Genomic DNA, 26,996 nt, shown 5'->3' on the forward strand with positions numbered 1-26,996 from the left:
CAATGTGACATTAGGGAACCCGCTCGGCAGCTACTCGAGAGGTTTCCATGTCCCAGAACACCGGCAAGCTGGACGCAGACGCGCTGCTCCGGTTCGGTAGGCACTTCCAGCGCGGGGAGGCCTCCTCCGACCTGCGCACCCTGCACCAGGTCGGCGGCCGCACCTCCGACGACTTCTACCGCGACCGCATGTCCTACGACAAGGTGGTCCGCTCGACGCACGGCGTGAACTGCACCGGGTCCTGCTCGTGGAAGATCTACGTCAAGGACGGCGTCATTACCTGGGAGGCGCAGCAGACCGACTACCCGTCGATCGGCCCCGACAAGCCCGAGTACGAGCCGCGGGGCTGCCCGCGCGGGGCGTCGTTCTCCTGGTACACGTACTCGCCGTCGCGGGTCCGCTACCCGTACGTGCGCGGGGTGCTGCTGGAGATGTACCGCGAGGCGAAGGCCCGGCTGAAGGATCCGGTATTGGCCTGGGCGGACATCGCCGACGATCCGGAGAAGTCGACGACGTACAAGGCGGCCCGCGGGAAGGGCGGGCTGGTGCGCGCCGAGTGGTGGGAGGCCGCGGAGATCGTCGCCGCCGCGCACGTGCACACCATCAAGCGGTACGGGCCGGACCGGGTAGCGGGGTTCTCGCCGATCCCGGCGATGTCGATGGTCAGCCACGCGATCGGCGCCCGGTTCATCTCGCTGCTCGGCGGGGCGATGCTCTCCTTCTACGACTGGTACGCCGACCTGCCGGAGGCCTCCCCGCAGGTGTTCGGCGACCAGACCGACGTCCCCGAATCGGCGGACTGGTTCGACGCCGGCTACCTGATCATGTGGGGCTCGAACGTCCCCGTCACCCGAACCCCGGACGCGCACTACATGACCGAGGCCCGGTACCGCGGGCAGAAGGTCGTCGTGGTCTCCCCCGACTACGCCGACAACACCAAGTTCGCCGACCAGTGGCTGCCCGCGCGACCGGGCACCGACGGGGCGCTGGCAATGGCGATGGGGCACGTAATCCTGCGGGAGTTCTTCGTCGACAAGCAGGTTCCCCGGTTCGTCGAGTATGTCAAGCAGTACACCGACCTGCCGTACCTGATCGCCCTCGACCCCCGCGGCGACGGCTACGTGCCCGGAAAGTTCCTCACCGCAGCCGATCTCGGCGACACCGGAGAGGGTGCGCTGCACAAGACGGTGCTGCTCGACTCGGCGACCGGGCGGCCGGTCGTGCCGAACGGGTCACTCGGCGACCGGTTCACCGAGTCCGGGAAGGGCAGGTGGAATCTCGACCTCCAGGGCGTGGACCCGCAGCTCAGCCTGTACGGGTCCCCGGACACCGTGGCGGTCGACCTACCCCGCTACGACACCGCGAGCCCCGGCGTGCTGCGGCGCGGTGTCCCGGTGTGCACGGTCGCCGGACGCCTCGTGACGACCGTGTTCGACCTGATGCTCGCCCAGTACGGCGTGCACCGGGACGACCTGCCGGGCACCTGGCCGACCGGCTACGACGACGCCGACGAGCCGTACACCCCGGCCTGGCAGGAGGGCATCACCGGCGTCCCCGCGGCCTCGGCGGCGCGGGTGGCCCGCGAGTTCGCCGACAACGCCGACCGCTCCGGCGGCCGGTCGATGATCCTGATGGGCGCGGGCACCAACCACTGGTTCCACTCCGACCAGATCTACCGGTCCTTCCTGACGTTGACGCTGCTCACCGGCTGCCAGGGCGTCAACGGCGGCGGCTGGGCGCACTACGTCGGGCAGGAGAAGTGCCGCCCGGTGACCGGCTGGGCGACACTGGCATTCGGTTCGGACTGGGTGCGTCCCGCGCGGCAGATGCAGGGCACCATCTTCTGGTACCTGGCCACCGACCAGTGGCGGTACGACCCGTTCACCTCCGAGGCGATGGCGTCGCCGCTCGCCGACGGCGCGTTCGCGGGCCGCACCGCCGCCGACAACATCGCGCTCGCGTCGCGGCTCGGCTGGATGCCGACCTACCCCACCTTCAACCGGAACCCCCTCGACCTCGCGGACGAGGCGGAGCGGCTCGGCAAGGACGCCGCCGAGCACGTCGTCGACGGATTGAAGTCCGGGCACCTGCAGTTCGCGGTCGAGGATCCGGATGCGCCGGAGAACTTCCCCCGCACCCTGATCGTGTGGCGCTCGAACCTCCTCGGTTCGTCCGCGAAGGGCAACGAGTACTTCCTGCAGCACCTGCTCGGTGCTGGCTCGAACCTGCGCGCGTCGGACTCGACCGGAGTGCACCCGGAGGAGCTGGTGTGGCGGGACGAGGCCCCGAACGGGAAGCTGGACCTGCTCACCACCCTCGACTTCCGGATGACCAGCACCACACTGTTCTCGGACGTGGTGCTGCCCGCCGCCACCTGGTACGAGAAGCACGACCTGTCCTCGACCGACATGCACCCGTTCGTGCACGCCTTCTCCCCCGCCATCTCGCCGCCGTGGGAAACGAAAACGGACTTCGAGGCGTTCCACCGCATCGCGCGCGGATTCAGCTGGCTCGCCGAGAAGCACCTGGGCACACGGAAGGACATCGTCGCGGTCCCGCTGCTGCACGACACCGCGGACGCCACCGCCCAGCCCGGCGGCACGGTCCTGGACTGGAAACGCGGTGAGTGCGAACCGATCCCGGGCAAGACCATGCCGAAGCTGGTGGTGGTCGAACGCGACTACACCACGATCGCGGAGAAGATGGCCGCGCTCGGCCCGCTGGTCGAGGAACTCGGCCTGACCACCAAGGGCGTCACGACCCACCCGACCGAGGAGGTCGAGTACCTGCGCGCGGTCAACGGCACCGTCGCCTCCGGGGTGGCGGCGGGACGGCCGCTGCTGACGAAGGACCGGCACGCCGCCGAGGCGATCCTGTCCCTGTCCGGCACCACCAACGGCCGGCTCGCCACCCAGGGGTTCGAGCACCTGCAGGAACGCACCGGAACGCAGCTGGTGGATCTGGCCGCGGAGAACGAGGGCACCCGGATTCGCTTCTCCGACACCCAGGCCCGTCCCGTTCCGGTGATCACGTCACCGGAGTGGTCGGGCAGCGAGACCGGCGGGCGCCGCTACTCGCCGTTCACGATCAACACCGAACGGCTCAAGCCGTGGCACACCCTGACCGGCAGGCAGCACTTCTACCTCGACCACGACTGGATGGCCGAACTCGGTGAGCAGCTGCCGATCTTCCGGCCGCCGCTGGACATGACCGCACTCTTCTCCGAGCCGGCGGTCGGCGAGACCCACGGCAACGGAGTCGGCGGCACGGTCACCGTCCGCTACCTGACCCCGCACTCCAAGTGGTCGATCCACTCCGCGTACCAGGACAACCTGCACATGCTGACCCTCTCCCGCGGCGGGCAGACGATCTGGATGTCGGACGTGGACGCCGCGAAGATCGGTGTCGCGGACAACGACTGGATCGAGGCAACCAACCGCAACGGCATCGTCGTTGCCCGCGCGATCGTCAGCCACCGGATGCCCGAGGGCACCGTGTTCATGTACCACGCGCAGGACCGGGCGGTGGACGTCCCCCGCACCGAGAAGACGAACAAACGCGGCGGCATCCACAACGCGCTGACCCGCGTGATGATCAAACCCTCGCACCTGATCGGCGGCTACGCGCAGCAGTCGTTTGCCCTGAACTACCACGGCCCCACCGGAAACCAGCGCGACGAGGTCACCACGATCCGCCGCCGCGACCAGGAAGTGACGTACTGACATGCCGAGCGGAGCCTGCGGAGTGAGCAAATCATGAGGGTCATGGCACAGATGGCGATGGTGATGAACCTCGACAAGTGCATCGGCTGCCACACCTGCAGCGTCACCTGCAAGCAGGCGTGGACCAACCGCGGCGGCGTCGAGTACGCGTGGTTCAACAACGTCGAAACCCGCCCCGGGCAGGGCTATCCGCGGCGGTACCAGGACCAGGAGCAGTGGAAGGGCGGCTGGACGCTGAACAAGCGCGGCACGCTGACCCTCAAGTCCGGGTCGCGGTTCAAGCGGCTCCTTGGCATCTTCGCGAACCCGGACCTGCCGACCGTCGAGGACTACTACGAGCCGTGGACCTACGACTACGACAACCTGCTCGCGTCGCCGCCGTCGGACACCGTCCCGGTGGCCCGGCCGAAGTCGCTGCTCACCGGCGAGGACACCAAGGTCACCTGGGGCGCGAACTGGGACGACGACCTCGGCTCCGGGCCGGAGCAGGTGGGCCGGGATCCGCTGCTGGCCAGGGTGTCCGACAAGGTCAAGCTCGAGTTCGAGCAGACGTTCATGTTCTACCTGCCGCGGATCTGCGAGCACTGCCTGAACCCGGCGTGCGCGGCGTCGTGCCCGTCGGGTGCGATCTACAAGCGGTCCGAGGACGGCATCGTGCTCGTCGACCAGGACAAGTGCCGGGGCTGGCGGCAGTGCGTCACCGGCTGCCCCTACAAGAAGATCTACTTCAACCACAAGACCGGCAAGGCCGAGAAGTGCACGTTCTGCTACCCGCGGATCGAGGTCGGCATCCCGACCATCTGCTCGGAGACGTGCGTCGGCAGGCTCCGCTACATCGGCGTGATGCTGTACGACGCCGACGCGGTCCTCGAGGCGGCGTCGGTCACCGACGAGAAGGACCTCTATCCGTCGCAGCTGGGGGTGTTCCTCAACCCGCACGATCCGCGGGTGGTCGCCGAGGCCGAACGGGCAGGCATCTCCGCCGAGTTCATTGAGGCCGCCCAAAACTCGCCGGTCTACAAGCTGATCGTCGACTACCAGGTGGCGCTGCCGCTGCACCCGGAATACCGCACCATGCCGATGGTCTGGTACATCCCGCCGCTGTCGCCGATGGTCGAGGCGCTCTCGGACACCGGGCACGACGGCGAGGAGGCCGACAACCTGTTCGGCGCCATCGACTCGCTGCGCATCCCCGTCGAGTACCTGGCGGAACTGTTCACCGCCGGTGAGGTCGGGCCGGTGCGGGCGTCGCTGCAACGCCTCGCCGCGATGCGCGCGCACATGCGGCAGGTGAACCTCGGCGAGGCACTCAAGCCGGAGGTCGCGGCCGCGGTCCGGCTGACACCGGACGAGCTGACCGCGATGTACCGGCTGCTCGCGCTCGCGAAATACGAGGACCGGTACGTGATCCCGACCGGCGCAGGCTCGGACGCGCACCGACTCGACGCGCTCGCCACCGGCTGCAGCCTCGACGACGACGGCGGCCCGGGCATGGGCGGACCGAGCGCAGGCGGGCCTGGCATGACCGCGTTCGACGTGGTTGCCGACAAGTTCCACCTCGTCGGGGAGGACACCAACACGGCGGCGCCGGAGAACAAGGAACGCCGGATCAACCTGCTGAACTGGGACGGCCGCAGCACCGACGGACTCGTCCCCGCCGGAACTAGGCAGGAGTCCTGATGGCGGGCATCGGACTGCTCCGTGGGCGGCGCACGCGTGCGGCCGTCGGGGAACTCACCGAAACGCAGCAGCGTCTGGTCTGGCGGATCGCCGCGCTCGTCCTGGACTACCCGCACCCGTCGACGCTGGACCTGCTCGACGATCTCCGGTCCGCGGCGGAGCAGATCCCGGCGCCCGCCGGGCCGAGCCTGCTGTCCTGCATCGACCACCTGCGCGGGCAGGAACCGATCGCGCTCGCCGCCCGCTACGTCGAGACGTTCGACCTGCGCCGCCGGTCGAGCCTGCACCTGTCGTACTACGCCTACGGCGACACCCGCGGGCGCGGAATGGCGCTGCTGCGCTTCAAGACCGCGTATCGCAACGCGGGCCTCGAGCTCGGCGACCACGAGCTGCCCGACTTCCTGCCGGTGGTCCTCGAGTTCGCCGCCACCACCGACCCGGCCCGCGGCCGGCGGCTGCTGATCACCCATCGCGCGGTGCTCGAGGTGCTGCGGCTGTCCCTGCGGGACGGCGACTCCCCCTACGCGGCCGTGCTGGACGCGCTGTGCGCGACGCTGCCCGGCCTGGATACGGAGGACCGCGCCCAGGTGGTGAAGCTGGCGGCGGAGGGCCCGCCCGAGGACGCCGTCGGCCTCGACACCTATGCCCTGGATCCCTCGCTGCATCCGCCGGTCGGCGCCGAACCTCAGTTCCTCGACATCCCGCAGATCGGAGTTCCCCGGTGAGCACCCTGCTCTGGCTGACCCTCCCGTACATCGCGCTGACCTCGTTCGTGGTCGGGCATGTGTGGCGGTACCGCAAGGACCAGTTCGGCTGGACCACCCGCTCGTCGCAGATGTACGAGTCGCGGCTGCTGCGCCTCGGCAGCCCGCTGTTCCACTTCGGGATCCTGGCGGTGCTCGCCGGCCATGTCGGCGGTGTGCTGATCCCCGCGAGTTGGACACGCGCGGTCGGCATCTCCGACCACGCGTACCACCTGATGGCCGTCGGCCTCGGCGTCCCCGCCGGGCTCGCGACCGTCGCGGGGCTGTCGATCCTCGTCTACCGCAGGATCGCGGTGCCGAGCGTCCGGAAGGCGAGCAGCACCAGCGACAGGATCATGTATGTGCTGTTCGTCGCGGTGATCGCGACCGGCATGGTCAACACGCTCGGCGAAAACCTGATCCTCGGCAGCTACGACTACCGGTCAACGGTATCGCCGTGGTTCCGCAGCCTGTTCTCGCTGCAGCCGATGCCGGAGCTGATGGTCGGGGTGCCGTTGAGTTTCCAACTGCACGGGCTGACGGTGCTTGCCCTGCTCGCGATCTGGCCGTACACCCGCCTCGTGCACGTGTTCAGCGCGCCGCTCGGCTACCTGGGCCGGCCGTATGTGGTGTACCGCAGCAAGGACCCGAAGCGCCCGGGCGGCAACCGCTACGACCGGGCCTGGGAGACGGCGAACCGGACGCGCGCGTGAAGTTCGGTGCGACGGGGATGCGCAGGCGATAGAGTCCATCCCGAACTGCAGTGCGTCAGGACACACTCTCCTCAACGAGCGGACGGGCCACCTCATGAAGCTGCCTGCTGTTACTCCCCGACGACACCCCACTCCCCGCCGTCACCGCGGTCGCATCGCCTCCGGCGCGATGGCGCTGGCGGTGACCGGCCTGCTGCTCGGTTCCGGCACCGCGGCCGCCGAGGTCGACAATGTCAGCTCGATGATGTCCGGGGCGGGCCAGAACATCGAGGTGCTCCAGGGCGACACCCGGTTCACCTCGGTGCCGCCGCTCGACGGGTCCCCGCTGTCGCGGGAGTTCTTCCACAGCGGATACGCCGGGGTCAACATCACCGGGCCCGGCGCGGACGCCCTCGAGGGCAGCCTGCTCACCGTCGGCTACCAGATCGGCTACCCGATCGCGCTGGCGGGCGCCACCATCGGCCTCAACACCCCCGCCCTCGGTTTCGTCACCGGAAGCGACTTCAACATCGGCTTCGCCGACCTGCTTGGCGAGCCGATCATCGGGATCGACTTCGGCGGCGGCACCGACCTCGTCGGCGACATCATCCCGTCCCAGTCCCTCGACATCGACCTCGAGCCCGGCGGGATCACGGACGTGCCGATCCTGCTGGACAAGCCGTTCGACGGCGCCAGCGCACTGGTCCGGATGTCCGGGGTGCACGGGTCCGTCGCCGGCGCCATCGGCGCGGTGTCGATCCGGCCCTACGCCCGCGTGCAGTTGGCGAGCGGCGACATCGTGGTCACCTACGGGGTCCCGTTCCAGGTCTGACGCCAACGGCAGCACCACGACCGTGCCCGGGGCGATTGCCCCGGGCACGGTTGTCCGTCCTCACAGCGACTGCCGGTAGCCGTAGTACTCGTGGTCCTCGTTGTAGCCGCCGTGCCCGCCGCCCACATCGGAGAAGCGGGTGACGAACTCGATGCCGCGGATCCACTTGACGTGCTTGAACCCGTGTTGCACCTCGTTGCGCAGCCGCAGCGGGGCACCGTGCCCGTAGGTCAGCGGGGCATCGTTCATGTTGTAGGCGAGCATCGTCAGGTGGTGGCTCATCTGGTCGATCGCGTGCGCGTCGTAGTAGGTGCCGCCGTTCGCCCCCTCTGCCAGCGAGTAGAACACCACCCACCGCGCCTCGGGCAGCGGCGTGACCAGGTCGAGGATCGTCTGCATCGACACGCCGCCCCATTTCGCGACACCCGACCAGCCCTGGATGCAGAAGTGCTGGGTGATCTGCTCGTGGTACGGCAGCGCACGCAGATCCGCCAGCGACAGCTCAACGGGATGCTCGACGAGCCCGTGGATCCGGAGCCGGTAGTCCGCGAAATCGGTGTCGTACAGGTGCCGGTACTCGGCGCTGTCCGGGTAGGTGCCGTTGTGCCACAGGTACGGGGAGATGTCCTGTTCGGTCAGCGCGCCCGGCCGGGCGTCGGCGTGCTCAAACAGCCGCTGCGCGGGCCCGATCAGGGCGTACCCGACCCGCTGCACGATCCGCGGGTGCCGCAGCGTGACCGGGGTGGCCGCGACCCAGCCGAGCAGCACGATCACCAGGGCGACGGAGAACACCCCGAAGCCGACCCAGCTGTCGTCGTCGCGGGCGCCGAACATGTGGTTGAGGTTGCGCAGCACCCCGGTGGTCACCACGAAGGTGACATGGATCGTGATGAACAGCAGGAACCAGACCAGCACCAGGAAGTGCACCGAGCGCGCCACCTGAATGTTGACCACGTTGCTGATCCGGGTGAACCGGGTCGACAGCGCGGGCGACATGCACAGCCCGGACAGCACCGCGAGCGGTGCCGCGACGAACACGGTCAGGAAGTAGGTGAGCAGTTGCAGGCTGTTGTACGCGACCCATCCGTTGGTGTCGGGCCAGTTCAGCGACAGGTATTCGATGGTGACGGTGACGGCGTTGGGGAACACCTCCCAGCTCGTCGGCACCAGGTGCCGCCACTGGCCGGTGGTGAACAGCAGCACGTAGAAGACGAGCCCGTTGACCAGCCACAGTACGTCCACCCCGAGGTGCCACCAGCGGGCGAGGCCGATGGTGTGCCGGACCCCGGGCAGCCCGACCTGGGCGGGCAGCCCCACCGAGTCGTCCTTGGCCGTCCACAGCGGATCGTCGGGCACCGGCTTCTGCACCCGGAACCATTCCCGTCCCGGGGTGCTGCCGCGGGTCCAGTACAGCCGCGGATGGTCGACGAGGATCTGCAGCCCGGACCGGATGATGAACATCATCATGAAGAGATTGAAGAAGTGCAGCACCCCGACCCAGGCCGGGATCCCCGGATCGGCCGCCGACTCCGGCGGCACATGAGTGCCGGGGTGCCGGGTCATGAACGCCTGCACCGAGGCGTTGTCGTACAACCCCTTCGCGACCGCGACCGCGACGAGCAGGACGATGAATCCGAGTGGAAGTAACCACAGCAGGTTGAACCAGGTGCCGCGTCCGAGCCGCACCCGCGGGGCGAGCGCTCGGGTGTTCGACAGTCCACCGGCCCAGGTGTCGAGATTCAGCGCATCCTCGCCGGGCTGCAGGTCGGTTCGATAGGCGGCGACCGCGGTGTCGGGTCGCCCGGACCGAGTGGAAGTGGTTGACCTGTCTGGGTTATGTCCTTCGACATTCCCCATACCCGGATGCTACGCCTGACCCGCGGATCGGTCATTCGTCGTCGATCTCGTCCCGATCGCCTGCCGACACGTCAAAGACTCCGTCGATCGCGGCGAGCCGATCGGCGAGCCGAACCGGATCGCCGCGGCCCTCCACGTCCATGACGAGGCGTACGAAACCCGCGTCGCCCGAGTGGGTGGTATCGATGTGGGTCACGGAGAAGCCCATCTCGGTCGCCGTCTTGAGAACCTGACGCAGCAGTCCACGGCCGTCGAGGTAGCGCAGCCGGATCGGCTCCCGGGGCGATCGGATTCCCGGGATTCTCTGCAGAATCGGTGGATACAGGTACATCACGACGAAGTAGCCCGCGCTGGAGGACGTCGCCGAACCCGAACTTGCTGATCAGCACGAACAACGCCGATCCCGTTCCCACGATCGCGTACGTCCGCACACCCGCGCTCTTGTGGCGGACCTCGCGCTCGAACCCGATCGCGGAGCACAACACGAGTGCATAGCCGAGCGCAAGAAGCTGCGGCCAGCCCTGCCCGGTTGTCTGTCCCCACCACTGCACGTCCACCGGCTTCCCATTGTGCTCCGGTCCGGCGGCGCCGGTCGGGGTTCCCGGGGTTCGGACCGCCCGCACGGCCGGGGCTGCTCGATGGACCGCCCCTGCTCCCCTACCCTGTCACGGTGACCGATTCCGCCCCAGCGACCGCTCCCGACGCCTGTGTCACGGGCGGCGGCCACGCCGACGCCTATGTCACGGGTGACCGGCTGCGCCTGTTCGCGTTCGCGACCGCGGAGAAGCGCACCGACTACCTGTCCGTGCTCCGCGCGTTCGACCACGCCCGCGCGAACTACGTGGTGCTGCTGCACGCCGGTGAGGTCGCCGCGACCCTCGACCGGACGGCGGGCCCGGGCCGGCCCGGCGATCGGACGCTCACCGCCGCGGAGGTCACTCCCCTGCTCGACCAGCTGCACGTGTGGGGTGTGCTCGAGCGCAGCTACGACGGAACCCGCGCCGCGACCCTCGCCGAGTACCGCAACCGGCACTTCGTCTACCAGTTCAGCCAGCTCGGCTACCAGGCGTTCCTGGCGGTGGAGGAGGTGCTCGGCGCCCGCCTCGACGAGGCGGCGCTGTCCCGGTTGGCGCTGCCCGACCTGCTCGCCGACCTGCACGGACTCGCTGCGGCGAACCGTGCGGGGGACGGTGAACTGATCTACCGCACGCTGCGCCGCCTCGACGACACCCTGTCCGGCCTGGCATCGCGGGCCGCGCAGTTCTACCTCACCCTCGGAAACCTGGTCCGCACCACCGAGGTCACCCCGGAGGCATTCCTCACCCACAAGGACGCGCTGCTCACCCACATGCGAGAGTTCGGTTCCGACCTCGCCCGGTACACGCCCAAGCTGGCTTCGGCAATCACCGCGGTCGAGGACACCGGCATGCCCGCGCTGCTGGCCAGGGCCGCCGTCGCCGACGAACGCGTGTTCCTCCCGGCGGTGGAGCGCGAGGCCGACTGGGCGGCGCGGTGGGCGGGGGTGCGGCAGTGGTTCGTGCCCGTTCCCGGGACCGTCAGCGAATCGGAGCGGCTGCGGGAGGGCACGATGAGCGCGATCGCCGCGGTGCTGTCGCTGCTGCGGCGCGTCACCGAGACCCGCCGCGGCGGCGTCAGCAGGGAGAGTCAGCTCCGGCACCTCGCCGGGTGGTTCGCCGCCGCCCCGACCGAGGACGCGGCGCACGCCCTGTTCCAGGCGGTGTTCGACCTCGGCCGTCCGCGGCACCTGTCGACGGTGCATCCCGACGCGGACGTCATCCCGGACACCCGGTCCTGGTGGGACGCACCGCCGGTGGAGATCTCCCGCACCCTCGCCGAAACCGGCCGACCCGCCGCGGCCGGGGCACCGAGCCGGGTGCAGCGCAACGACGCCGGTATCCGCCGGTTGCGTGCGGCTCAACTCGCCGCGCAACGCGCCCGGGCCGAGGCCGCGCGTTCGCTCGCCGCGGGCGGCGCCTACGAGCGGGTCCTCGACGATCAGGAGACCGAGGTGCTGCTGAGCCTGCTCACCACCGCCCTGTCCGCGCGGGTCGCGGTCAGCGGCACCGTCCGCGGGTCCACCGGATCGGAGCACGGTGTGCAGTTGACCCTCGAGCCGCACGACACGTCGACGACGGTGCAGACGACGCGCGGGCGACTGCACCTGGACCGGCTGCGGGTGAGGGTGCAGTGAGGGCCGCACAGTTGTCGGCGCGGGAGATCTCGCCGCTGATGCTCGAGTCCTACCAGCGGGCCGCGCGGGTGATCCTGGCCAATCACCTGGTCACCGCGACCTATCCGGACGCTGCCGCGCTGCCGCTGCTGCGGCGCTGGACCACCGAACTGCGGGACGATCTGCTGGAACTGTTCGGCTACCGGCTCGAGGTGACCGAGACGACGGCGCGGTTGTTCACCGCGGCCGACCGGCTCGATCCGACGGCGCCCGCCCGTACCGCCGGGGACCGCACCTTCGACCGGCGCCGGTACGCGTACCTGGCGCTGGTTCTCGCTGGGCTCGGGCGGGCTGGCAACCAGATCACCCTCTCCGAGCTCGCCGAGCACGTCGCCGCCGAGGCGTCGCAGGTGCCGGCGGTGGAGTTGTCCACGGAGCGCGCCGCGGACCGGGACGCATTCGTCGATGCCGTCGGGTGGCTGGCGGCCCGCGGCGCGATCACCCTCGCGGACGGCGATGCGGGCGGTTGGGCGTCGAATCCCGAAGCGGGCGAAGCGCTTTACGACATCGACCGCTCCGTGGTGATCGCACTGTTCCGTCCGCCCAAGGCACTGCAGCACCTGTCGTCGGTGCGCGGGCTGCTCGCCGCGCCCGCCGAGGACACCGCCACCCCGGACACCGCAGCGCGGGAGACCGCGCGCCGGGTGCGGCGCGCCCTGGTGCAGCAGCCGGTGGTGTACGCGGACGACTTGGACGACGACGAACGGCTCCAGCTCGCGCTGCCCCGGACCGCCGCCGATGTGGAACTGCTGACCGGACTGGTCGCCGAACGCCGCGCCGAGGGCGTCGCGCTGATCGACCCGTCCGGACGACTGTCCGACGTCCGGTTCCCCGGCACCGGCACCATCGCGCAGGTGGCGCTGCTGCTGTGCGGGGAGATCGCCGACCGGCTCGGTGACCCCGACGCCCCCGAACCGGTGCTGCTGCCGCTGCCCACGACGCCGACCGCGGACCTGGTCGGGCAGCTCGATGCCGCGATCCCGCAGGCGAGCGTGCTGCACGACCTCCTCGACCGGCCCGCGGACACGGCCGACCCGGACGCGCCGTCGACGCGGTACCCGTTCATCGAGCACAGCTGGATCGAGACACGGGTCGCCGACCTCGTCGACAGGTTCGGCCGGACGTTCGCCGCGCAGTGGCAGGCCGACCCGGCCGGCCTGCAGCGGCGGGCCGTCGACCTATTGGACGGGCAGCGGCTGCTGCGCCGCATCGACGGCGGCGTGCTGGCGCTGCCCGCGCTGGCGCGATACCGCGGGGTGGTGGTGACGATCCGCGAGCGGGCGCCCGAACCGGACCTGCTGTCCGTCGGCGCCACCCCGACCGATCCCGACCTCCCCACCGACGAGAAGTAGAGGCTGACTTCACATGGCCAGTGCGCGTTTTCGCCCCACCCGCGCGGGAATCGTCAACCTGTGGGACTACCGGGACCAGGAGTTCTCGTTCGCGGACGGTCGTCTGGTGCTGCGCGGCCCGAACGGCTCCGGCAAGACGAAGGCCCTGGAGGTGCTGTTCCCGTTCGTCCTGGACGGCCGCATCGAGCCGCGGCGGCTGAACCCGTTCGCCGGTGAGGAGCGGACGATGAAGTCGAACCTGCTCTACCGCGGCGAAGACAGCGTGCACGCCTACGTGTGGATGGAGTTCGCCCGCGGCGACGCCGCGGACCAGGAGGCCGTCACCGTCGGCATCGGCATGCGGGCGAGCAGGCAGAACGACAAGGTGACGCGGTGGCATTTCGTCGCCGACGGCCGGGTCGGCGTCGACTTTTCCCTGCTGGCCGCCGGGGACCAGCCGGTGACCAAGAAGCAGCTTGCCGAGCAGATCGGCGGGGACGCGATCTGTGACCGGCCGGTGGACTATCGGGCGGCGATCGACGCACGGCTGTTCGGGCTCGGTGCGCAGCGTTACGACCAGCTGATCACGCTGATCCTGACGCTGCGCCGACCGCAGCTCGCGAAGAACCTGGACCCGAAGGGGCTGTCGCAGGCATTGACCGACGGCCTGCGTCCGCTCGACGAGCACCTGGTGCTGGAGGCGGCGCGCTCGTTCAGCGACATGGAGGAGGTGGGCCGCGCGCTTGAGGGGCTCACCGCCGCCGATCAGGCCACCGGGTCGTTCATCGGCGTGTACACGAAGTACCTGCGCCAGCAGGCACGAACCGACGTCGAACAGGTCGCCCGCCGCATCGAGGCGGTGACCGCCGCGACCGCCGCGCTGGAGGCGGCCGTCGCCGACCGGACCCGCAGGCAGACCGAACGGGCCGAGTCGGAGCAGCGGGTCGCGGCGGCCGACCGCGCCCTCGACCTGGCCCGCGGCGAGTTGGAGACGCTGCAGCGGTCGACTGCCTACGAGGGCAAGCAACAACTCGATGATCTCGCCGCGGTGGTCGCGGACCTGCACCGGTCCACCGAGGCGCAGTCCGACAAGGCCCGCAAGGCGCAGTCGAGTCTCGCGCAGCGCGCGGAGGAGGCGGCGCAGTCGCAGGCCAGGGTGACCCGGGCCGTCGACGCGCTGGCCCGCGCCGAGGACGAGCTGCAGGCCGCGGCGACGGACGCCGGGATCGACTGGGCGGCACTGCCGGACGAGGCCCGCGGCGACCAGCTCACCACCACGGTCCGCGGGCACGCGGAGGAACGGACCGGCGACGTGCGCGTGGTCCGCGAGTCGGTGGCCGCGGCGCAGCGCGCAGGAGCCGAACGGGAGCGGGCGCAGCGGGCCACGGACCGCGGCCGGGAATTGCTCGACGCAGCCACCGTCGCCGTCAAGGAGGCGGAGGCGCGGACCGCGCTGGCCCGCTCCGAAACGTCGACCGCGGTCCGCCGCTGGTGGACCACGCACTCGTCGCTGTACGCGCGGGTCGGCATCTCCAGCGACCTGTTCGTGGAGCTGCACGAGTCAGTCGCCGCGATCGGCGACGACGAGGCGCCGACGTTCACCGAGATCCTCGACGGCCACACCACCGACCCGATCGACACGGTGCGCACCGGGCGGGCCAGGGCCGAAACCGATGCCGCGCAGGCCACCGCCGAGATCACGGCGCTGACCGCCGATCGGGCGCGGATCGCGGCCGAACACGACGACGCCCCGCCCCCGATCCCGTTCCGGACCGATGACCGGTCGACGCTGTCCGGGGCGCCGCTGTGGCGGCTGGTCCGGTTCGCCGACCACGTCGATGCCGCCGACGCGGCCGGGATCGAGGCCGCGCTGACCGCCGCACAGCTGCTCGACGGCTGGGTGCCCGCCGCCGACGGCCCCCTGCCCGACCACGAGTCGGAGCAGTTCCTGGTGCCGCTGCCCGCCGCGGATCGGCCGGACGGGGCCACCCTGGCGGACGTGCTCGTCGCCGAACCCGACACGGGTGTGCCTGCCGAGCGCGTCGGCGCATTGCTGAGTTCGATTGCGCTGCACACCGGGTCGGGCGACGGTCCGGGTGTTGGCGTGTCCGGCCGGTTCCGCCAGGGGATCCAGGTGGGCAGGCACACCAAGGCCGCGGCGGAGTTCATCGGGGTCACCGCCCGGCAACGCCGCCGCGAGCAGCGGCTGCGTGACCTCGACGCCGCACTCGAGCAGGCTCAGCGGCGCCGCGACCGGGCCCTCGACGAGCAGTCCGCGGCCGCCGACCTGGTCACCGCGCTGACCGCCGCGGGGCGGGCCCTGCCGCGCCCGTCCGCCGTGCAGTCGGCGCTGCGTGCCGTGTCCGAGGCGGCGGGCGCGCTGCGCAGCCGCGACGAGGCCGCGTCGGCGACGCAGCAGGAACTGGACCAGGCAATCGCCGAGCTCGCGGTCCGGGACCGCGCGCTGCGAGAGGCCGCGGCCCGGCACCGGGTGCCGTCCGCCGGGCCCGGCGCCGACGCCGCGTGGGGACCGGCGCTGGACGCCCTCGCCGCCGCGATCCGGCACTTCGAGACCCGCGGCGACCTGGTGGTGCGCTGTCGCCGGGACCGGGAGAAGGAGAACGAGCATCGCCGCGAGGCCGCCGACCGGCACGCGGAGGCTCGGGACGTCGCGGAGGAGTTCACCGAGGAAGCCGACCTTGCCGTGGCCAAGCTTGAGCACCAGGAGCAGAACCTGCAGACGCTGCGGGACTCGCTCGGCGCGGGTGCCGACGAGATCGACGCCGAGATCGCGAGGGCCCGGGACCGCATCGACGCGGCGACGACCGAGCAGCGGGCCGCCCGCAGGGCCTACGACAGCGCCGTCGAGTGGATCGGCAAGACCGAGGGGGCGCACGGCGCCGCCGCCCTTGCCCTGCGCGGGGCGATCACCGAAACCCGTTCCGACGCTCAGCGTCTCGCCCCCTACGCCCGGCGCGATCTGCTTGAGTTGCTCGGCGTCGACACCGCGCACGGGTGGCCGGCGTCGGATGCGGCCTGGCTGACCACCGACCAGCTGGTGTACCGGATCGACACCGAACCGGGAGCACCCGTCGCGGTGGTCCCGGACGAGGTCGCGGCGCTGCAGGCGGCGCTCGAGTCCGCGACGGCCAGCGTGAAGGTGTCCGAGGCAGCGGGCAAGTCCACCCGGTCCGCCCTCACCGGTGCCCTGCAGGACTTCGACGCCCGACTCGCGGCAGCGGGCCAGGACTACCGGCTGCGGTGGGACGCCGCGGACGGCCTGACCACCGTGACGGTCCAGCACGACCAGGGGCTGTCCTCGATCGGCGACTTCGCCGCGCTGATCTCCGCGCGCCGCGCCGACCAGCAGTTGCTACTCACCGACTCGGAACGGCGCATCCTTGAGGACGCGCTGCTGACCGGTCTCGCCCACCAGATCCACGAGCGCACCGTCGACGCCCGCGACCTGATCGCGCAGATGTCGTCGGAGATGCGGGAACGCCGCATGTCGTCGGGGACCACGATCGGCGTGCACTGGGTGCTGGCGGACAGCCTCGACGAGCCGACCCGCGCCGTCTCGAAGCTGCTCGACCGCGACGCCTCCGCACTCGGCCCGGACGAACTGGCCACCATCCGAGCGCATTTCGCGACCCGGATTCGCGCGCTGCGGGCCGCGCACCCGGAGCGCGCGTACCCCGAGATCCTCACCGAAGCGCTGGACTACCGGCGCTGGCGGGTGTTCTCACTGTCCCTGGTCTCCGGGGACGGCACCGAGGAGCGGCTCACCGCGGCCCGGCACGGGGCCCTATCCGGCGGTGAGCAGTCGGTGTCGCTGCACCTGCCGCTGTTCGCGGCCGCGCACGCCATGCTCTCCTCCGCTGATCCGCACGCGCCGCGACTGCTCGGCCTCGACGAGGCGTTCGCCGGGGTCGACGACAACGGCCGCAGCGAGCTGCTCGGGCTGAGCGTGCAGTTCGACCTTGACCTGTTCATGACCGGCTACGACCTGTGGGTCACGTACCCCGACGTGCCCGGGTGCGCGCACTACGACCTGTCCCATTCGACGCCGGAGCACACGGTCAGCGCGACGCTGATGGTGTGGGACGGCGGCATGCTGATGTCGGAGCACGACGGCACCAACCTGGCCAGGGCGCTCGGGTCGCCGCTTCGCAGGCGGGTTCCGACCTCGATCGATGGCGGCCTCGCCCTCCTGGAAGTGTGACGCTGCGCGGGCCGGGTCAGCGCAGCGAGACTCCCAGCAGCGCGTCGACCGCATCGGAGAACAGGCCGGGCGCGGCCGCGTCGGAGCCGCCGTGGTCGACGGCCCTGCGGGCCCAGCCGTCGAGCGCATCGAGGGCCTTCGGGGTATCGAGGTCGTCGGCGAGATGCTGACGCAGCCGCGCGACCGTGTCGTCGGCGTTCTGCCCGGTCGGCAGGGCCGCCGCCCGCCGCCACAGCGCGAGCCGCTGCTCGGCGGCCGCGAGCACGTCACCGGTCCAGGCCCGGTCCTCGCGGTAGTGCCCGGACAGCAGGCCAAGGCGGATCGCCATCGGATCCACGCCCTCGCCGCGCAGCTTGGAGACGAACACCAGGTTGCCCCGACTCTTCGACATCTTCTCGCCGTCCAGGCCGATCATCCCGGTGTGCACATAGTGACGAGCGAAACGCCGTTCGCACACAACGGATTCCGCGTGCGCGGCGGAGAACTCGTGGTGTGGGAAGATCAGATCGCTGCCGCCGCCCTGGACGTCGAAGCCGGACCCGATGCGGTTCAGCGCGATCGCGGAGCACTCGACGTGCCAACCCGGCCGCCCCTCCCCGAACGGCGACGGCCAGGACGGCTCACCCGGCCTGCGGGCCCGCCACACCAGCGCGTCGAGCGGGTCCTGCTTCCCGGGGCGGCCCGGGTCGCCGCCGCGTTCGGCGAAGAAGCGCTCCATCGTCGGCCGGTCGTAGCCGGATTCGTAGCCGAACTGCTCGGTGGCATCAACGCGGAAGTACACGTCCGGGTACTCGGCGTCGTCGACGACGTATGCGGCGCCCGCGGCGAGCATCTTGCCGACCATCTCGACGACCTCGTTCACCGACTCAACGGCGCCGATGTAGTCGCGGGGCGGCAGCACCCGCAGCGCCTCCATGTCCTCCCGGAACAGCGCGGTCTCGCGCATGCCGAGCACCACCCAGTCCTCGCCGTCCCGCTCGGCGCGCTCGAACAGCGGGTCGTCGACGTCGGTGACGTTCTGCACGTAGTGCACGTCGTGGCCCGCGTCGCGCCAGAGCCGGTTCACCAGGTCGAACGCCAGATAGGTCGCGGCATGACCGAGATGCGTCGCGTCGTAGGGGGTGATCCCGCACACGTACATCGTCGCCGTCGGCCCCGGGGTGACGGGTCGCACGCGGCGGTCCGCGGTGTCGTGGAGCCGCAGCGGCGGCCCCTGACCGGGTACGGGGGGAACGGCGATGTCGGACCAGGACTGCATGTCGTCGAGCCTATCGGACCGTCCGGTCACCCGACCGAAGGGACGGATCAGAAGGCGGGCCAGGGAATCGGGCGGTGACTGCTCGGCAGCGGCATCACCGGATCCGTCAGCACGGCGCGGGTGCGGCGCCGCAACGCCGCAACCTCCACGTCGGTGACGTGCTCGGACAACCGGTCGCCGAGGTCACCACCGAGGGCCCCCTCAAGCACGTCGATGTCGGCGAGCAGTTCCCCACCGATCGGCTGTCCGGCCCACCCCCACAACACCGTTCGCAGCTTGTCCTCGGAATGCAGGCAGATGCCGTGGTCCACCCCGTACACGGACCCGTCGATGCCCTCGAGCGCGTGGCCGCCCTTGCGGTCGGCGTTGTTCAGGATCACGTCGAGCACCGCCATCCGCCGCAACCGCGGATCGTCGGCGTGGATCAACGCCACCTCCTCGCCGTCGCCGTCGTAGGCGTGGAGCACCGGAAACCACCCGTCGGGGACCCGGTCCGGCGGGCAGATGTCGACCAGGTCGAGGCGTTCGCCGCGCTCCCCGGCGGTCTCGGGTGTCGGAACCCACCGCTGCACCATCCCCGGACCGTAGGGGCCGTCACGCAGGATGGTGCGCGGGATCACGCCCCACCCGAGCGCCTCGGACACCAGGTACGAGGCGACCTCGCGTCCGGCGAGGGTGCCGTCGGGGAAGTCCCACAGCGGGCGCTCCCCGCGGATCGGCTTGTAGACGCAGCGCTGGGTGCGTCCCTCCGCGGTCGCCTCGCACACCAGCGTCGTGTTGCTTGCCGACACGATCCGGCCGAGGACCGTCAGGTCGCCGGTGGCAAGCAGGTCCGCGCCGGTGGCGCCTGGGGTGTCGGGATCGGGCGTGCGCAACGGTCAGCTCTCGCCGTCGGGTCGGGCGAAGGTCGCGCCGCGCCGGTAGCCGTTGGTCCGCACACACACGTGCCCCTCCGGCGACAGCGGCTCCCCGCACAGCGGGCACGGCGCCCGCCCGGCCGAGATGACCCGCTCGGACCGCACCGCGAACTCCCGGGCCTGCAGCGGAGTGAGGAACACCCGGACCGCATCCGGGCCCTCGTCCACGTCGTCGAGGACCACCGACTCGTCGACCTCCGACTCGGACACCGCCAGCAGTTCGACGACGACCGCCCCGGCATCGGAATCCCAGCCCAGTCCCATCGTCCCGACCCGGAACTCGGCATCGATCGGCGTCACCAGCGGATTGGTGTCGCTGGGTTCGGCCTCGTGCGGCGGCACCGCGGTGCCGAACCGCCGGTGCACCTCGTCGAGCAGCAGCCCCATCCGGTCCGCGAGCACCTGCACCTGCTGCTTCTCCAGGAGCACGCTGACCACCCGCGTGTCGTGCACCGCCTGCAGATAAAACGCGCGGTCACCCGGCTCACCGACGGTGCCCGCGACGAACCGGTCCGGGGTGCGAAAGACGTGAATCGCTCGGGACATTCAGCACCTCCACCTGATCGGGCCGTCACACGGTCGGGTTGCGTTCGGGTGTCCACCCGATCCCATTATCCGCCCTTCCCCGAGGTTCCCGCCGCACCGCCGGGGACCGCGTCGGACGCGCCGACCCCGGCAGGGGACGCGGAGGCGGACGCGTTCAGTCCGCTCAGGTCGGCGCCGGTGTCGTTCATCCTCAGCACGAACGGCCGGGTCGGGGTGTACCGGACGACGCTGACCGACGCCGGTTCGACGACGATCCGTTGGAAGCCGTCGAGGTGGTTGCCGAGCGCGTCGGCGAGGACGGACTTGATCACGTCACCGTGGCTGCACGCGATCCACACGACGTCCCGATCGTGCTCGGCGGCCAGTCGGGTGTCGTGCCTGCGGATCGCGGCGACGGCGCGGGCCTGCACCTGCGCCAACCCCTCCCCGTCGGGGAACACCGCCGCGGAGGGGTGCTGCTGCACCACCTTCCACAGCGGCTCGGCGAGCAGGTCCTTGATCGGCCTGCCGGTCCATCGCCCGTAGTCGACCTCGGCGAGTCCCTCGTCCACGACCGGCGTCAGGCCCAGCTTCTCGGCGAGCGGCGCGACCGTGCGCTCGCAGCGCAGCAGCGGGGACCGCACGATCTCGGCGACGTCGAGCCCGGCGAGGCGCCCGACGAGGGACTCCGCCTGGTCGCGGCCGAGGTCGTCGAGGTCGATGCCGGGGCTGCGTCCCGCGAGCACACCGGACGTGTTCGCCGTCGAGCGGCCGTGCCGCACCAGGATCACCGTCATGGATTCAGACTAGGTCGGATCTGTGGACGGGGTCGGATCGACTCGGCCCACGTCAGGTCGCGGCGACGACGCCGGTGCCGAGCAGGACCAGCAGCACGACACCGAGGATGATCCGGTAGCCGACGAACCAGTACATGGAGTGGTTGACCACGAACCGCAGCAGCCACGCGATCGTCGCGTACCCGATCACGAAGGCGATGATCGTCGCGACGATCAGCTGGGGGCCGCTCGCGTTGAGCCCCTCCCCCGCCGGCTCGAAGGCGTCGGGCAGCGAGAACAGGCCGGCCGCCGTCACCGCGGGGATGGCGAGCAGGAACGAGTACCGCGCCGCGGCCTCACGGGTCAGTCCGAGAAACAGGCCCGCGCTGATCGTGCCGCCGGAGCGGGAGACGCCGGGGATCAGCGCCAGCGCCTGCGCCGACCCCATCAGCACGCCGTCCTTGAGGGTCAGTTGCTCGATCGGGCGCTGCTTGCGCCCGTAGTGTTCGGCGGCGGCGATCACCAGCGCGAACACGATGAGCATCGTCGCCACCAGCCACAGGTTCCTGGCGCCGGTGCGGACCTGATCCTTGAACAGGAACCCGAGCACCCCGACCGGGATGGTGCCGATGATGACGTACCAGCCCATCTTGTAGTCGTGGTCGCGGCGGTCCGGGTCGCGCAGGCCCCGCAGCCACGCCATCACGATCCGTCCAATGTCGCGCGCGAAGTACACCAGGACGGCTGCCTCGGTGCCGAGCTGGGTGACGGCGGTGAAGGACGCGCCCGCGTCCGCACCGAAGAAGAGTTCGGAGACGATCCGCAGGTGTCCGGACGACGAGATCGGCAGGAACTCGGTCAATCCCTGCACGACGCCGAGCACGATCGCCTGCACCCAGGTCATCGACTCCCCGATCACCGGGTGGCCCGATCGGGCAGGCGCGGATCGGGTCGGTGGGCCATCGACGTGGCCGGGCGGCGCATCACGGACAGCACCGTACCCGCCCGCGTCACCGCGGCCGCTCGGCGCGTCCGGCTGCCACGCACCTGGCCGCGGCACTACGCTTCCGGAGTTGTGGTGAGCGAACGATGAAGCAGCGGACGGTCGGACGCAGCGGGCTGCGGGTGTCCCGGATCGGTCTCGGCACCCTGCCGTGGGGTCGGGACACCGAGGGCGACGAGGCCGCGGCGCAGCTGGTCGGGTTCGTGGAAGCCGGTGGCACGCTGGTCGATTCGTCGCCGTTCTACGGCGGCGGCGCCGCTCAGCGGGTGCTGGCCGAACTCCTCGACGACGTGGTGCCGCGCACCGAGCTGGTGCTCTCGAGCAGTGGCGGAATCCATCCGGGACGGGACGGCGTCGACTGTTCCCGCCGGGCGCTGCTCACCCAACTCGACGCGACCCTGCGCGATCTCGGCACCGACCACCTCGACCTGTGGCAGGTCGCGGCGTGGGATCCGCGGACTCCCGTCGACGAGGTCGCCGCGGTGCTCGAGTACGCCGTCACCAGCGGCCGGGTCCGGTATGTCGGGGCCCGCGGCCACCTGGGCTGGCAGTTGGCGACGACGGCGGCCGCGGCCCCGCTGGCCGCGACGCAGGCGGAGTACTCGCTGCTGGCCCGCGGCGCCGAGGATGAGTTGCTGCCCGCGGCCGACTTTCACGGGGTCGGGTTGCTCGCGGCGGTGCCGCTCGCCGGTGGGGTGCTCACCGGCAAGTATCGGGACGGGGTCCCCGCCGATTCGCGCGGTGCGTCGGAGTCGGGCACGGAGTCGGTGGCCGGGTACCTGACGCCGGCAACCTCCCGGGTGGTCGACGCCGTCGTCACCGCCGCGGACGGGCTCGGCGCGTCGCCGTTGGCGGTCGCGCTGGCGTGGGTGCGGGACCGGCCGGGGGTGGCCAGCGCGATCGTGGGGGCGCGGGACTACGCCCAGCACACCGGCGTGCTCGCCGCGGAGGAGCTGGAGCTGCCCGACGCCATCGCTGCGGCCCTGGACGACGTCAGCGCCTGACGCCGCGGCGCCCGATCCCTACCCTGGGTGGCATGCGGGAGCGGGAGGCGCGGCGGCGATTCGAGCGGGCCCGGGTGGCGACACTGGGCACGGTGTCGGCCGCGGGTGAGCCGCATCTGGTCCCGGTGGTGTTCGCGGTCGACGGCGACGCGGTGGTCACGGCCGTCGACGGGAAGCCGAAGTCGACGCGGCGGCTGCGTCGCCTCGACCATGTGCGGGCGACGGGTCGGGTGTCCCTGCTCGTCGACGAGTACGACGAGGACTGGACCCGGCTGTGGTGGGTTCGGATGGACGGCGCGGCGGACGTGGTGGACGCCACGTCACCGTCCGGCGAACGCGGAATCTGGGCGCTCGTCCAGAAGTATCCGCAGTACACGGACGCGCTGCCCGCCGGGCCGGTGATCGTCGTGCGTCCGCGGCGCTGGGTGGGGTGGGTATCCCGCGCACACGCTGAGCCAAGGCCAGGCTAACCTGGTGCCGAAACGTTTTCTCGACACCGTGTTTCCAACCGCACACCTTCGCGTTTTCCAGACAGGGGAAGTGATGACAGCGCTCGATTCGGCGACCACGACGGCGCCCGGCCTCGCCGAGCGGATCAAGGCGGAGACCGATGCCGCCCACCGCCGGACCGAACAGTCCCGGTTCGTCGGCGACCTGCTCGGCGGCAAGCTCAACGCCGCAGCGCACGCGGCGCTGATCGCGCAGACCTACCTCGTCTACCGCACCCTGGAGGAGGCCGGGCGCGCGCACGCCGACCACCCCGTCGTCGCACCGTTCCTCGGCGACGAACTGCTCCGCACCGAGGCCCTCGAGGCCGACCTCGAGTTCCTGCTCGGCGCGAACTGGCGCGACGAGATCAGCGCGACGCCCGCCACCCAGCGCTACATCGACCGGCTCAACGAGGTCGCGTTCTCCTGGCCTGCCGGCTTCGTCGCGCATCATTACATCCGGTACCTCGGCGACCTGTCCGGCGGCCAGATCATCCGCCGGATGCTCGAACGCGCCTACGGCTACACCACCGACGGCCTCCGGTTCTACATCTTCGACCAGATCGAGAAGCCGAAGGTGTACAAGGACGAGTACCGGGCCAAGCTCGACGACGCGCCCCTGTCCGCCGAGGATCAGCAGCGGCTGATCGACGAGGTGAACCTCGCATACGAGCTGAACGGGGCGCTGTTCGCGGACCTCGAGGCCGACATCGACACCTACCTGGTCAAGTGATCGGGGTGCGTGCCCGCGGCGGCGTCCTGCGCGCGGCCGCGGTACTGGCCGCCGCCGCCCTGGTCGCGGTCGGCTGCGGGACCGGAGACGGCGACGTGTCCGCGTCGGGGCAGTCCGGCCGGACCACCGCAACCCTCGACGGCCTCGACCCGACCCCGATCGCGCAGTCGCCCGCCGCGACGCTGCCCGTGACGGTCCGCGGGTTCGACGGCGTCGACGTCACGATCACCGACACCAGCCGGATCGTCGCCGCCGACCAGTACGGCACGCTCACCGAGACGGTGTACGCCCTCGGACTTGGCGATCGGCTCGTCGGCCGGGACGGGGCCGCGCAGTTCCCGGCGGTCGCGTCGGTGCCGAACGTCACCCCGTCCGGGCACTCGATGTCCGCGGAGGCGATCCTGAACCTGCACCCGACCGTGGTACTGACCGACACCAGCATCGGGCCGAGGTCGGTGCAGGATCAGCTGCGGGACGCGGGTATCCCGGTCGTCTTCTTCGACCCGACCCGCACCCTCGACGGCGTCCCCGGCCAGATCGAGGCGGTCGCGGCGGCCCTCGGCGTCCCCGCGGAGGGCAAGGCGCTCGCTGACCGCACCTCCGCCCGGATCGACGAGGCGGCGGCGCTGGCCCCGACCGACGGCACCGCCCCGACGGTCGCGTTCCTCTACATGCGCGGCACGTCGATCACGATGCTCGCCGGGCCCGGCTCCGGCGCCGACTCGCTGATCGAGGCGCTCGGCGGCGTCGACGCAGGCACCGCATCCGGCCTGACCGCGAAGTTCACGCCGATCACCAGCGAGGCGATGATCGCAGCGGCCCCGGACGTCTTCCTGATGATGACGAAGGGACTCGACTCGATCGGCGGCATCAACGGCCTCGAGCGGATCCCGGGCATCGCGCAGACCCCGGCCGGGCGCAACCAGCGGGTGGTGGACATGCAGGACGGCGCGCTGCTCAGCTTCGGTCCCCGCACCGGCGAGGTGCTGCACGCCCTCGCCGTCGCGCTCTACGGCCCCGACTCGCAGTGACCGCCGAGCCAACCGCGACCGCGCCCACCACCCCGGCGCCCCGGCGCCCCGGCGCCGCGGTCGTGCTGATCGCGCTCGCGCTCGGGCTGCTGGTCCTCGCGGTGGCCTCCGCGTGCATCGGCCAGGTGCCGACCTCACCGGCGGAGGTGCTCGGTTCACTCGCCCACCGGATCGGTCTCGACCTCGGTCCGATGCCTGCCCACCCCAGCGGCGAGGTCACCCTGTGGCAGGTCCGGTTCCCCCGGGTGGTCCTGGCGATTGTTGTCGGCGCGGGCCTGGCCTGCGCGGGCGCGCTGCTGCAGGGTGTCTTCGCGAATCCGCTCGCCGAACCCGGCGTCATCGGTGTGTCCTCCGGTGCTGCGGTCGGCGCGTGCGCGGTGATCCTCACCGGGGGCGCGTTCGTCGCGGGCACCGCGGTGGCCGCCGCCGCGTTCGTCACCGGGCTGATCACCACGATCCTGGTGTACCTGCTCGCCCGCTCCGACGGTCGCACCGAGGTGGTCACGCTGGTGCTCACCGGCGTCGCGATCAACGCGTTCGCGGGCGGCCTTATCGCCTTCTTCACCTTCGCCGCCGACCCGGCAGCCCGCGACCAGATCGTCTTCTGGCAACTGGGCAGCCTCAACGGCGCCACCTGGGAGGCGGTCGCGGTGGTGACGCCGATGGCGATCGTGGGCATCGCGGTCACGATGATGCTCGCCAACAAGCTGGACCTGCTCTCGCTCGGCGAATCCGCGGCCGCCCACCTCGGCGTGAACGTGGAGCGGCTGCGCCAGGTCGCGGTGCTCGTCGTCGCGGTTCTGGTGTCCGCGTCGGTCGCGTTCACCGGGATCATCCTGTTCGTCGGCCTCGTCGTCCCGCACCTGATGCGCATGGTGGTCGGCCCGGCGCACCGGCTGCTGATCCCCGCCAGCGTGCTGTGCGGCGCGATCGTGCTGCTCGCCGCCGACCTCGGGGCGCGCACCCTGGTCCCGAACGCCGACCTACCGCTCGGCATGCTGACGTCGCTGATCGGCGGACCGTTCTTCTTCTGGATGCTGCGTCGCACCCGTAAGCAGCAGGGAGGCTGGGCATGACCGTCACCGCCCGGGTGCGCGACCTGTTCGCGCGCGACCTGCCCGCACCGCACCGACCCGAACCGGGGACGGTGACGATGCGCGCCGTCGACGTCAGCGTCGACCGCGGCGGCCGCCGCGTCCTCGACTCGGTGTCCCTCGACGTCCGGGCCGCGGAGGTGCTTGCACTCGTCGGCCCCAACGGCGCAGGAAAGTCCACTCTGCTCGCGGCCCTGTCCGGGGACACCGCCGTCGCCGCGGGGCGGGTCGACCTCGACGGACGACCGCTCGGGGACTGGACCGGCGCCGAGATGGCCCGCCGCCGCGCGGTGCTGCCGCAGCAGCACACCGTCGGCTTCTCCTTCACCGCCCGCGAGGTGGTTCGGATGGGCCGCACCCCGTGGGCTCGCACCGCCCTGCGGGACGAGGACGACGCCGCCGTCGCCGAGGCAATGACCGCCTGCGACGTGGAACGGTTCGCGCAGCGCCCCTTCGCTGCCCTGTCCGGCGGCGAGAAGGCCCGGGTCGCACTGGCCAGGGTCCTCGCCCAGCGCACCACCACGCTGCTGCTCGACGAACCGACCGCGGCGCTCGATCTCGGGCATCAGGAGGCGGTGATGCGGCTCGCGGCCGGGCGGGCCGGGGACGGCGCCGCCGTCGTGGTGGTGCTGCACGATCTGGCGTTGGCCGCCGCCTACGCGGACACCGTCGCGGTGCTCGCCGACGGCGGGCTCGCCGCGCTGGGTCCGCCGCGGGAGGTCCTCGCCGAGGACCTGCTCGGCCGCGTGTACGGCCACCCCGTCGAGGTGCTCACCCACCCGCGGACCGGTGCACAGCTGGTGCTGCCGCGCCGCGACATGCCCTAGCCGCCCCCGA

21 protein-coding genes and 1 pseudogene are annotated in these 26,996 nt (G+C 71.2%); 14 read left to right on the top strand and 8 right to left on the bottom strand.

What is annotated here, in order from left to right:
- The first annotated feature begins 47 nt into the window (after window positions 1–47).
- The 5 genes from ACWF62_RS04425 to ACWF62_RS04445 all read left to right on the top strand — a co-directional run bounded on the left by ACWF62_RS04425 (window position 48) and on the right by ACWF62_RS04445 (window position 7,669).
- On the top strand, window positions 48–3,722 hold the full coding sequence (locus ACWF62_RS04425) for a nitrate reductase subunit alpha (protein WP_452629502.1): 3,675 nt from the start codon (window positions 48–50) through the stop codon (window positions 3,720–3,722).
- Window positions 3,723–3,764: 42 nt separating this feature from the next.
- Window positions 3,765–5,402: a nitrate reductase subunit beta gene (gene narH, locus ACWF62_RS04430; RefSeq protein WP_452629552.1), complete on the top strand. Its 1,638-nt coding sequence runs from the start codon at window positions 3,765–3,767 to the stop codon at window positions 5,400–5,402.
- Window positions 5,402–6,127 (top strand): nitrate reductase molybdenum cofactor assembly chaperone, encoded by a 726-nt coding sequence (gene narJ, locus ACWF62_RS04435; protein WP_378507076.1) that lies wholly within the window; start codon window positions 5,402–5,404, stop codon window positions 6,125–6,127. Before narH ends, narJ begins: the two co-directional genes overlap by 1 nt.
- Window positions 6,124–6,858 (top strand): respiratory nitrate reductase subunit gamma, encoded by a 735-nt coding sequence (gene narI / locus ACWF62_RS04440; RefSeq protein ID WP_378507075.1) that lies wholly within the window; start codon window positions 6,124–6,126, stop codon window positions 6,856–6,858. The genes narJ and narI overlap by 4 nt, the downstream gene beginning before the upstream one ends.
- A 169-nt stretch (window positions 6,859–7,027) precedes the next feature.
- Window positions 7,028–7,669, top strand: a complete 642-nt coding sequence (locus ACWF62_RS04445; RefSeq protein ID WP_378507074.1) for an MspA family porin — start codon at window positions 7,028–7,030, stop codon at window positions 7,667–7,669.
- Window positions 7,670–7,729: 60 nt separating this feature from the next.
- On the opposite strand, the gene ACWF62_RS04450 is transcribed toward ACWF62_RS04445, so the two are convergent.
- From ACWF62_RS04450 to ACWF62_RS04460, 3 genes and pseudogenes are all read right to left on the bottom strand, one after another.
- The gene (locus ACWF62_RS04450) at window positions 7,730–9,526 is read right to left on the bottom strand and encodes a molybdopterin-dependent oxidoreductase (protein ID WP_452629503.1); all 1,797 of its coding nucleotides are present in this window, start codon (window positions 9,524–9,526) and stop codon (window positions 7,730–7,732) included.
- A 31-nt stretch (window positions 9,527–9,557) separates the two neighbouring features.
- A complete protein-coding gene (locus ACWF62_RS04455; protein WP_378507289.1) occupies window positions 9,558–9,857 on the bottom strand; it encodes an ACT domain-containing protein in 300 nt (99 codons plus the stop codon).
- Between the two features lie 43 nt (window positions 9,858–9,900).
- Window positions 9,901–10,149, bottom strand: a pseudogene (locus ACWF62_RS04460) (MgtC/SapB family protein); the annotation flags it as partial.
- 131 nt (window positions 10,150–10,280) lie between these two features.
- On the opposite strand from ACWF62_RS04460, the gene ACWF62_RS04465 reads away from it, so the two are divergent.
- From ACWF62_RS04465 to ACWF62_RS04475, 3 genes are read left to right on the top strand one after another with little or no spacing between them, the layout of a single operon-like run.
- The gene (locus ACWF62_RS04465) at window positions 10,281–11,738 is read left to right on the top strand and encodes a TIGR02677 family protein (protein WP_378507274.1); all 1,458 of its coding nucleotides are present in this window, start codon (window positions 10,281–10,283) and stop codon (window positions 11,736–11,738) included.
- Window positions 11,739–11,749: 11 nt separating this feature from the next.
- Window positions 11,750–13,129: a TIGR02678 family protein gene (locus ACWF62_RS04470; protein ID WP_378569529.1), complete on the top strand. Its 1,380-nt coding sequence runs from the start codon at window positions 11,750–11,752 to the stop codon at window positions 13,127–13,129.
- Window positions 13,130–13,142: 13 nt separating this feature from the next.
- Window positions 13,143–17,330, top strand: coding sequence for a TIGR02680 family protein (locus ACWF62_RS04475; RefSeq protein WP_452629505.1), 4,188 nt, complete (start codon window positions 13,143–13,145; stop codon window positions 17,328–17,330).
- A gap of 16 nt (window positions 17,331–17,346) precedes the next feature.
- Here ACWF62_RS04475 and mshC read toward each other — a convergent pair whose 3' ends face one another.
- From mshC to ACWF62_RS04500, 5 genes are all read right to left on the bottom strand, one after another.
- On the bottom strand, window positions 17,347–18,588 hold the full coding sequence (gene mshC, locus ACWF62_RS04480) for a cysteine--1-D-myo-inosityl 2-amino-2-deoxy-alpha-D-glucopyranoside ligase (protein WP_378507071.1): 1,242 nt from the start codon (window positions 18,586–18,588) through the stop codon (window positions 17,347–17,349).
- Window positions 18,589–18,635: 47 nt separating this feature from the next.
- Window positions 18,636–19,463: an SCO1664 family protein gene (locus ACWF62_RS04485; protein WP_378507070.1), complete on the bottom strand. Its 828-nt coding sequence runs from the start codon at window positions 19,461–19,463 to the stop codon at window positions 18,636–18,638.
- A 3-nt stretch (window positions 19,464–19,466) separates the two neighbouring features.
- Window positions 19,467–20,051, bottom strand: a complete 585-nt coding sequence (locus ACWF62_RS04490) for a DUF3090 domain-containing protein (RefSeq protein ID WP_378507069.1) — start codon at window positions 20,049–20,051, stop codon at window positions 19,467–19,469.
- Window positions 20,052–20,116: 65 nt separating this feature from the next.
- Complete coding sequence (locus tag ACWF62_RS04495; protein ID WP_378569476.1) at window positions 20,117–20,827, bottom strand: histidine phosphatase family protein; 711 nt, start codon at window positions 20,825–20,827, stop codon at window positions 20,117–20,119.
- A gap of 52 nt (window positions 20,828–20,879) precedes the next feature.
- Window positions 20,880–21,722, bottom strand: a complete 843-nt coding sequence (locus ACWF62_RS04500; RefSeq protein ID WP_378507272.1) for an undecaprenyl-diphosphate phosphatase — start codon at window positions 21,720–21,722, stop codon at window positions 20,880–20,882.
- A gap of 173 nt (window positions 21,723–21,895) precedes the next feature.
- Between ACWF62_RS04500 and ACWF62_RS04505 the strand changes: the two genes are divergently transcribed.
- The 6 genes from ACWF62_RS04505 (at window position 21,896) to ACWF62_RS04530 (ending at window position 26,986) form a co-directional block, all read left to right on the top strand.
- Window positions 21,896–22,813, top strand: a complete 918-nt coding sequence (locus ACWF62_RS04505) for an aldo/keto reductase (RefSeq protein WP_452629506.1) — start codon at window positions 21,896–21,898, stop codon at window positions 22,811–22,813.
- A 32-nt stretch (window positions 22,814–22,845) separates the two neighbouring features.
- Window positions 22,846–23,283, top strand: a complete 438-nt coding sequence (locus ACWF62_RS04510; RefSeq protein WP_378507066.1) for a TIGR03668 family PPOX class F420-dependent oxidoreductase — start codon at window positions 22,846–22,848, stop codon at window positions 23,281–23,283.
- Window positions 23,284–23,356: 73 nt separating this feature from the next.
- A complete protein-coding gene (locus ACWF62_RS04515) occupies window positions 23,357–24,034 on the top strand; it encodes a biliverdin-producing heme oxygenase (RefSeq protein WP_378569480.1) in 678 nt (225 codons plus the stop codon).
- Window positions 24,031–25,065, top strand: coding sequence for a heme/hemin ABC transporter substrate-binding protein (locus ACWF62_RS04520; RefSeq protein WP_378507064.1), 1,035 nt, complete (start codon window positions 24,031–24,033; stop codon window positions 25,063–25,065). Before ACWF62_RS04515 ends, ACWF62_RS04520 begins: the two co-directional genes overlap by 4 nt.
- Complete coding sequence (locus ACWF62_RS04525; RefSeq protein WP_452629508.1) at window positions 25,062–26,141, top strand: FecCD family ABC transporter permease; 1,080 nt, start codon at window positions 25,062–25,064, stop codon at window positions 26,139–26,141. The genes ACWF62_RS04520 and ACWF62_RS04525 overlap by 4 nt, the downstream gene beginning before the upstream one ends.
- The gene (locus ACWF62_RS04530) at window positions 26,138–26,986 is read left to right on the top strand and encodes a heme ABC transporter ATP-binding protein (protein ID WP_378507062.1); all 849 of its coding nucleotides are present in this window, start codon (window positions 26,138–26,140) and stop codon (window positions 26,984–26,986) included. The genes ACWF62_RS04525 and ACWF62_RS04530 overlap by 4 nt, the downstream gene beginning before the upstream one ends.
- Window positions 26,987–26,996: the final 10 nt, after the last annotated feature.

It is taken from the genome of Rhodococcus sp. NPDC054953, assembly GCF_053609225.1.